8 protein-coding genes are annotated in these 7,410 nt (G+C 69.9%); 2 read left to right on the plus strand and 6 right to left on the minus strand.

The genetic code is table 11. From position 1 onward, the window contains the following. From AC27VN_RS27155 to AC27VN_RS27170, 4 genes are all read right to left on the minus strand, one after another. Positions 1-606: SDR family NAD(P)-dependent oxidoreductase (locus AC27VN_RS27155; RefSeq protein WP_490878536.1), on the minus strand; the 606-nt coding region annotated here is incomplete at its 3' end. Between the two features lie 20 nt (positions 607-626). Beyond that, positions 627-1,991 carry an aromatic ring-hydroxylating oxygenase subunit alpha gene (locus AC27VN_RS27160; RefSeq protein ID WP_490878537.1) on the minus strand — a complete coding sequence of 455 codons (1,365 nt, stop codon included), beginning with the start codon at positions 1,989-1,991 and terminating at the stop codon, positions 627-629. A 53-nt stretch (positions 1,992-2,044) separates the two neighbouring features. After that, positions 2,045-3,052 carry a 2Fe-2S iron-sulfur cluster-binding protein gene (locus AC27VN_RS27165; RefSeq protein ID WP_490878538.1) on the minus strand — a complete coding sequence of 336 codons (1,008 nt, stop codon included), beginning with the start codon at positions 3,050-3,052 and terminating at the stop codon, positions 2,045-2,047. A gap of 23 nt (positions 3,053-3,075) precedes the next feature. After that, positions 3,076-4,065 (minus strand): tripartite tricarboxylate transporter substrate binding protein, encoded by a 990-nt coding sequence (locus tag AC27VN_RS27170; protein WP_490878539.1) that lies wholly within the window; start codon positions 4,063-4,065, stop codon positions 3,076-3,078. Positions 4,066-4,240: 175 nt separating this feature from the next. On the opposite strand from AC27VN_RS27170, the gene AC27VN_RS27175 reads away from it, so the two are divergent. Then, on the plus strand, positions 4,241-5,026 hold the full coding sequence (locus AC27VN_RS27175; protein ID WP_490878540.1) for an IclR family transcriptional regulator: 786 nt from the start codon (positions 4,241-4,243) through the stop codon (positions 5,024-5,026). Between the two features lie 99 nt (positions 5,027-5,125). After that, positions 5,126-6,100, plus strand: a complete 975-nt coding sequence (locus AC27VN_RS27180) for a hypothetical protein (protein WP_490878541.1) — start codon at positions 5,126-5,128, stop codon at positions 6,098-6,100. A gap of 4 nt (positions 6,101-6,104) precedes the next feature. On the opposite strand, the gene AC27VN_RS27185 is transcribed toward AC27VN_RS27180, so the two are convergent. Together AC27VN_RS27185 and AC27VN_RS27190 are read right to left on the minus strand one after the other, a co-directional pair. After that, entirely contained in the window at positions 6,105-6,482 is a 378-nt protein-coding gene (locus AC27VN_RS27185) for a VOC family protein (protein ID WP_208512416.1), read from the minus strand. A gap of 31 nt (positions 6,483-6,513) precedes the next feature. Continuing rightward, on the minus strand, positions 6,514-7,410 hold an 897-nt coding region (locus tag AC27VN_RS27190; RefSeq protein WP_490878542.1), incomplete at its 5' end, for a quinone oxidoreductase family protein.

Here is a 7,410-nt window from a genome sequence, read left to right on the forward strand (position 1 = left end):
CACGCTCATGCCCGAGACGATGCCGCCGCCGCCGGGAATCGCGAGGTTCACGCGGATGTGCTGATGGAAATGGTCGTAGGCCATCGCGGTGGTGAGCGCGAGCACCGCGCCCTTGCTGGCCGCGTAGGCCGCCATGTTGGGCTTGCCGTGGCCGGCGCCCGAGCCGATGTTGACGATCGAGCCGCCGCCCTGCGCGGCCATCGTGGGGATGACGGCGCGCGAGGCGAGGTACACGCCCTTCACGTTGACGGCCAGGATGCGGTCGAACATCTCTTCGCTCGTGTCGAGCACCGTGCCGAGCGGGCCGATGGCGGCGTTGTTGACCAGGCCGTCGATGCGGCCGAAGCGCGACAGCGCGCGTTCGACCACGCGTTCGACATCGGCGGCGCTGGACACATCGGCCTCGAGCACCTCGATGCGCTCGGCCAGGCCCGCGGCCTCGGCCGCGGCGCGCACGCCCTCGAGGCCCTGCGCGGTGCTCGAGACCTGCGGCTGCGCGAGCCCGAAGGCCAGCACGCGATGGCCGCGCCGGGCCAGTTCGAGCGCGATGGCTTCGCCGAGGCCGAAGGTGCCGCCGGTGACGAGGGTGACGGGCTGGTGCGCCATGCCTGCTGTTTCAGAGGCCGTCATCCGGCGAAGCTCGCCGCGCCGGTGTCGTGGCGGCCCAGCAGGGTGTCCCAGTCGGCGCCGTCCATGTAGTCGCGCCAGCGGCGGTAGAACTGGCGCGGGTTCTCCTCGCTGACCTGCAGGCTCACGTTGCCGGGCACCGGGCCGTCGGTGGTGACCTTGCCCATCGACTGCTGGTAGTTGTAGGGATAGCGCTTGGCGATGGTGCCGCGGCTGCCGGCGGTGGCGTAGTTCCAGTTCTCCATGTCGTCCTGCTCGGTCATGCCGGCCGGGCCCGAATAGCGCATGTAGTAGGTGCGCAGGAAGTCCTTCACCTCCTGCGGCGCGTCGGCGTCGACCAGGAAGAAGCGCCAGGCCTCGGTCGACTCCGGCCCGTTGGGATGCCACACGCAGAGGTTGCGCGGCTGCTTGCCGTGGAACGAGGTGTTCGGATAGATGGTGCCGACGAAGGGCACCAGCCGGTTCTTCTCGGCGCCGAGCCGGCGCTTGCGCTCCTCGTGGCAATGGCGGAAGTACTCGGCGATCACCGGGTTGTTCTTGTAGGTGTCGACGAAGGGCGTGTCTTCCGGCAGCAGCGCGCTGTGCACGCCGTGGCCGGCGGGGAAGTTCACCCACAGGTGCTGCGCGTACTCGAGCTCGTTGTCGCGCCGGCCCTTCACGCCGACCTCGGCGCTCGGGCCGATGCCGATCAGGTCGACCGAGCGGTGGCTCACGTTGTGATAGGTGTCGCCGAGGAAGTTCTCGGCCGCGAACTTCCAGTTGCAGGGGATCACCCATTTCTGCACGCCCACCAGCACCTCGGAGCCGCCCTCGCGGCCGTCGCGGCAGTCGAGCGCGAGGTCGAGGTGCGCACGCGCGTCGCCCAGGTAGGTGAGGAAGTCGGGCGCGTCCTTGTCCCAGGTGGCCCACACCGTGCCTTTGTAGATCGCGAGCTGCGCGACCTCGATCAGCGACCAGTTCTCCTTCTCGAGGCAGCCGTCGTAGATGGCCTTGAACTGCGGCACGCCGAACAGCTTGCCCTCGGTGGTGTAGCTCCAGCTGTGATAGGGGCAGGTGAAGAGCTGCGTGTTGCCGTGGTCGTACTGGCACACCTTCATGCCGCGGTGGCGGCAGGAGTTGAGGAACACGTGCACCTTGTTCTTCTTGTCGCGCGTGAGGATCACCGACTCCGCGCCCATGCGCGAGGTGAAGTAGTCGCCGGGCTTGGGGATCTGGCTCTCATGGCCCACGAAGAGCCAGGCGCGCGCGAACACCTTCTCGAGCTCTTCCTCGTAGACGTCCTTGCTCGAGAAGATCTCGCGGCTGATCGTGCCCTGCTTGAGGTCGACCATCCGGTGATAGACCATCGGTGTCGTCGTCGTCATTCGTTGCGTCCTTGTCGTCGTGTGCGTCGGGTGGGGAATCGGAAAGCGGCGCTTCAGTTGAAGCGTTCGCAGAGCATGTCGGCGCGGGCCAGGCCGGCCGAGGCCGCGGCGCTGCGGCCGGCCTCGACCATCGGCGGCGGGCCGCACAGGTAGATGCGCGTGGCGGGATCGAGCGCGAGCGTGCCGATCAGGTCGGTGGCATAGCCGCCGTGGCAGGCGTCGCCGGGCTCGGCCTCGGCGGCCAGGCGCACCTCGAGCGCCGGCAGTCGTTGCTTGAGCTGTTCGATCCGCTCGAGCGCGAACAGGTGGGCGCCGCTGCGCACGCCGAGCAGCAGCGTGGTCGGCTGCATCGCCTCGCCTTCGCGCGCGGCGATCGCCTCGAGCATCGAGAGGAAGGGCGCGAGCCCGGTGCCGCCGGCCACGAACAGGCGCGGGCGCGGTTCCTGGCGCAGGAAGAAGCTGCCGCGCGGTTCGCTGAGCTCGAGCGTGGCGCCGACCGCGGCCGACTGCGCGAGCCAGCTCGAGAAGGCGCCGCCGTCGACCAGCCGCACGTAGAACACCAGCGTGCTGTCGCCCGAGGCGTTGGCCATCGAGTAGGAGCGCCAGGCTTCGATGCCCGCGGCGCGCAGGCGCACGTACTGGCCGGGCTGGAAGCTCACGGGCGCATCGACGCGGACCTCGAGCCGCATCGTCTCCAGCGCTACGCGCTCGAGCGCGCTGACCGTGCCTTCGATCGGCGGCGGCTCCTCGGCCGTGGCCTCGGAGAGGTCGTAGGGCAGCTCGATCACGCAGTCTTGCGCCGTGACGCGCGCGACGCAGCACAAGGTGGCACCGTCCGCGCGGTCGGCATCGGGCAGCACGGCGCGGTCGTAGTCGCCGAGTTCGACGCTGCCGCAGACCAGCTGCGCGGTGCAGGTGCCGCACTGGCCGTTGCTGCAGTCGGTGAGCAGGTTGAGACCTGCCTCGGCGGCCGCGGCCACGACGGTGTCGCCGGGACGCGCGTCGACGCGGCGCGTGCCGCCATCGGCGAAGAGCAGGGTGATCGCGACGCTGGCGCTCATCGGTGGCTCCTTCGGTGCGCCGGTCAGTCGACCTTGAGGTTGGCGTTCTTCGCGAGCGCGGTCCAGCGCGCGATGTCGGCGGCGATCTGCCTGCCGAAGGCCGCGCTGTCCACATGGCCCGGCTCCATGCCGAGGGCCTGGAGCTTCTTCACCGTGTCGGGCTCGGCCAGCACCTCCTTGAGCGCGGCGCGGATGCGGTCCGCCACCTCGGTGGGCGTGCCCGCGGGTGCCACCAGGCCGGTCCAGATCGGCACGTCGTAGCCGGGCGTGCCCGACTCGGCGATGGTCGGCACCTGCGGCAGCACGCTCGAGCGCTTGGCCGTCGTCACGGCCACGGCCTTGAGCCGGCCGGCCTGGATCTGCGGCAGCACCGCCGCGATGTCGAGGAAGCCGAGGTCGACCTCGTTGCCCAGCAGCGCGGTGATGACCGGCCCGGTGCCCTTGTAGTTGACGTGCGTGAACTTCGCGCCGCCCTCGCTGGTGTAGAGCTCGGCCGCGAGCTGGAACGAGGACGAGGCCACGCCGTGGTTGAGGCCGCCGGCCGGCGCCTTGGCCGCGAGCGCCTTGAGCTCGGCCATGGTCTTCGCGCTCGACGCGGCGTTGGTCGTCACCACCAGCGGGAACGAGCCCAGCAGCGCCACCGGCTGGAAGTCCTTGACCGGGTCGTAGGGCAGCTTGCCGTAGACCGCCGGGTTCACCGTCATCGCGCCCGACGAGGCCACGAACAGCGTGTAGCCGTCGGCCGGCGCCTTGGCCACCAGCTCGGCCGCAATGATCGAGTTGGCGCCCGCGCGGTTGTCGACCACGAAGGACTGCTTGAGTCGCTCCGAGAGCTTGACCGAGATCAGCCGGGCCAGGATGTCGTTGGTGCCGCCGGGCGCGAAGCCGACCACCACGCGCACCGGCTTGTCGGGATAGGCGGCCTGCGCGGGTGCGGCCAGCGCAACGAGGCAGAGGGCGGCGGCCGCCAGCAACGAGCGGCCGCGGAGGCGGGAAGGGGTGGCGGGGTTCATCGTGTCTCCAATCGCTTTTTGATGGCTGTTTGTCCGTTGTGTGGACTATACGCTCATTATACGGACAAGATTCGATCGCGCAATCGGGCCGCGCCGGCGCGTCCGTGCTGCGCGGGGAGGGGATCGGGCGGGAAGCGAAAATGCCGCGATGCAAAGCGACAACACAGGAGGGGCCATGGAGCCGAAGGAGAAGAACTCGGAGAACGTGCGCGCGGTCAACCGCGCGCTCGACATCCTTCTGGCGTTCACCAAGGACGACGCCGAGCTCACCGCCGGCGAGCTGCTGCAGCGCGTGGACCTGAGCCGGCCCACGCTCTACCGCATCCTCTACACGCTCGAGACCAAGGGCTTCATCGTCTCGGTCGGCGACCCGCAGCGCTTCCGGCTCGGGCCCTCGGTGGCGCGGCTGTCGCATGTGTGGACCGAGACGCTGGACCTGTCGGCGCTGGCCGAATCGATCATGCGCGGGCTGTGGAGCGAGACCCGCGAGACGGTCGCGATGTTCGTGGCGCAGGGCGAGATGCGCCTGTGCCTGGCCGAGATGCCGAGCCCGCAGCCGCTGAACTTCAAGCGCGGCGTCGGCTACACCGAGCGCATCGCGCGCGGCGCCAGCGGCCGCGCGATCCTGGCCTTCATGCCCGGGGCCGACGAGGGCCTCGCGCACTACACCAAGGACCTGAAGATCGACCTCAAGAAGCTGCGCGCCGAACTCGAACGCACGCGCGAACGCGGCTATGCCGTGAGCCGCGACGAACTGATCGAAGGCGCCGTGGCCGTGGCCGCGCCGTTCTACAACGGCCGCGGCGTCGCGGGATCGATCGGCATCTTCGGCCCGGCCGCGCGCATCGGCGAGGGGCATGTGGAGGCGCTGGGGCGGCAGGTGGTCGCGGCTTGCGCGCGGCTGTCGCAGGCGTTGGGGGTGAAGGGGGCGGGGGAGGCTCCACCCACGTCACTGCCATGACGATGTAACAAACATCCGTAGGATGTCCGGACTCATACAAAGAGGGAGTTCGCGATGGCAGGGAGACGATGCGCTCCTCCGGCTTGGCTCGGAGTGGCGATGCTGCTGACCGCCTGTGGCGGCGGTGGGGGTGGTGGTGGCGGGTTTCCGATGATCGCGCCGCCCGCGGCCGTGGCGCCGCCGGCCGCAGTGCCGGAACCGGCGCCGGAGCCCGAGGCCGATCCGATGGCGATCACGCCCTATACCTACCAACTGGGCGCGCAGGACATCAGCGATCCGAAGGCCTTGCTGGCGGAGTTGCACAGCACCCGGATGAGCGGCTTCCTGGTCTACCTCTCCTTCGGCATCCATGACCTGGTCAAGGGCGAGCAGAGGGCGCTCTATCAGAAGAAGGGCAACGCGGCCGGCTACGAGCATCGGATCCGGCCCATGAACGAGGCCAGGACCCTGGCCAGCCTGCAGTCGCAGGGCGCCGAGGGCTATCGGATCACGGGCGACCAGTTCACCGAGACGGAGTTCAACGCGATCCTGAGCAAGGCCACCGACAGCACCACGACCTACGAATTCGTCGATACCGGCATCGTGTCGGGGCTGGACGGTATCCCGTCGAATCTTCTGACCACGTTCAACAAGCTGGGACAGCAGGGCTATTGCATGGTCGAGCCCAGCTACACCGAAGGCAAGGTGGTGCTGGCGCGGGAGGTGCCCACCACCTCGCGCTGCGTTTTCGAGCTGGTGCCCACGCGCGCGGAGGCCAGCCATCGCGAGAACGTGGAGCAGCTGAACGCGCAGGGCGCCAAGGGCGCGAAGTTCGTCACGGGACTCTCTTCGTCGGGCGAGCCGAAGAACCTGTTCGTCCGGGACGAAACCCAGCGCAGCACCTTCAGCTACCGCATCGTGGACACCTCGTCCTTCGAGGCGCCGACCGCGATCGAGTCGGCCGTGAAGGCGGTCGCGCTGTTCAACCAGGAAGGCGAGACCGGCGCCAAGCCCTATCGGGTGTTCAGCGATCCCGGGGGGCGGCCGTACACGGTCTTCATGACCGCCCGCGGCTGCAAGGGCCTGCTGTGCTGATCGCCTAGAGCGTCTCGGCCGGATCGAAATCCAGCTCCACCTTCGCCCCATTCGGATCGTGGCAGAACAGCTGCCAGGTCCCCGCGCCCGCCTGCTGCCGCAACTCGTACTTCACGCCCGCCGCGTCGAAGCGCGCCTTCACCGCGCGCAGGTCCTGCGCCGTGAAGGCCATGTGGTCGATGACGCCGGTGCGTTGCGCGGGCACGGGGCGGCCGAAGTACAGGTGCAGCACGGCCTGCGGCCCGCTGCCATAGAGCCAGGCGCCCGGAAAGCCGAGGTCGGGCCGGTGGCCCACGCGCAGGCCGAGCAGGCCGGTGTAGAAGTCCAGCGTCTGGCGCTCGTCTTCCGCGGTGACGGTGAAGTGGTTCATGCCGACGATCACGGGCGTTCTCCTTGCATAGTGTTAACAGGCCCTAGGCCAGCAGAACCAAGGCGCCGATGCTGGCGCGCGATTCGAGGCGTTCGTGGGCGCGCGCCGCGGCATCGAGCGCGAAGCGTTCGATCGGCGGCTTGCGGATGGCGCCGCTGGCCAGCGCATCCCACAGGCGCTGCGCGCGCTCGGCCAGTTGCGCGGGCGTGGCGACGTAGTCGAACACCACGGGCCGTGAGAAGCTCAGCGACTTGGCGATCAGCAGGTCGGGCGGCAGCGCGGCCAGCGCGCCGCTGGCCTGGCCGAGGCTGATCCAGTGGCCACGGCGCGCGAGCGCCGAATGGTTCTCGGCACGCGCGGCCTCGCCGAGGCCGTCGACCAGCACGTCGACGCCGCCGCAGGCGCGCTGCACCGCATCGGCGAAGCGGTAGTCGCGCGTGACGATCACGTGCTCGCAGCCATGGTCGCGCGCGACGCGGGCCTTCTCCTCGCTCGAGACGGTGCCCACCACCACCGCGCCGAGGCTGCGCGCCCAGGAACACAGCAGCAGGCCGACACCGCCGGCTGCGGCATGCACGAGGATGCGCGTGCCGCGCTGCACGCGGCCGAGGTCGCGCAGCAGGTAGTCGGCCGTGAGGCCCTTGAGCAGCAGCGCCGCGGCCTCGTCGTCCTCGACGGCCGCGGGCAGCCGCACCACCCAGTCCGCGGGCACCGAGCGCACGCTGCGGTAGGCGCCGGGCACGGGCCCGAGGTAGGCCACGCGGTCGCCGGGAAAGAGGCCGCTGACGCCAGGGCCGACATCGATCACGCTGCCGGCCGCCTCCATGCCGGGCACGCCGGGCGCGCCCTCCGACACCGGCAGCATCGACGGCATCCAGCCGCGGCGCAGGTAGACGTCGAGGAAGTTCACGCCGATCGCGCGCTGGCGGATGCGCACCTC

This window comes from Variovorax sp. 20P10.2.4 (assembly GCF_058244205.1).

Bases quoted from the DNA above. Each gene is read 5' to 3' on its own strand.
- AC27VN_RS27175 (WP_490878540.1), top strand. From the start codon at position 4,241: ATGGAGCCGAAGGAGAAGAACTCGGAGAACGTGCGCGCGGTCAACCGC.
- AC27VN_RS27160 (WP_490878537.1), bottom strand. From the start codon at position 1,991: ATGACGACGACGACACCGATGGTCTATCACCGGATGGTCGACCTCAAG.
- AC27VN_RS27170 (WP_490878539.1), bottom strand. From the start codon at position 4,065: ATGAACCCCGCCACCCCTTCCCGCCTCCGCGGCCGCTCGTTGCTGGCG.
- AC27VN_RS27180 (WP_490878541.1), top strand. From the start codon at position 5,126: ATGCTGCTGACCGCCTGTGGCGGCGGTGGGGGTGGTGGTGGCGGGTTT.
- AC27VN_RS27165 (WP_490878538.1), bottom strand. From the start codon at position 3,052: ATGAGCGCCAGCGTCGCGATCACCCTGCTCTTCGCCGATGGCGGCACG.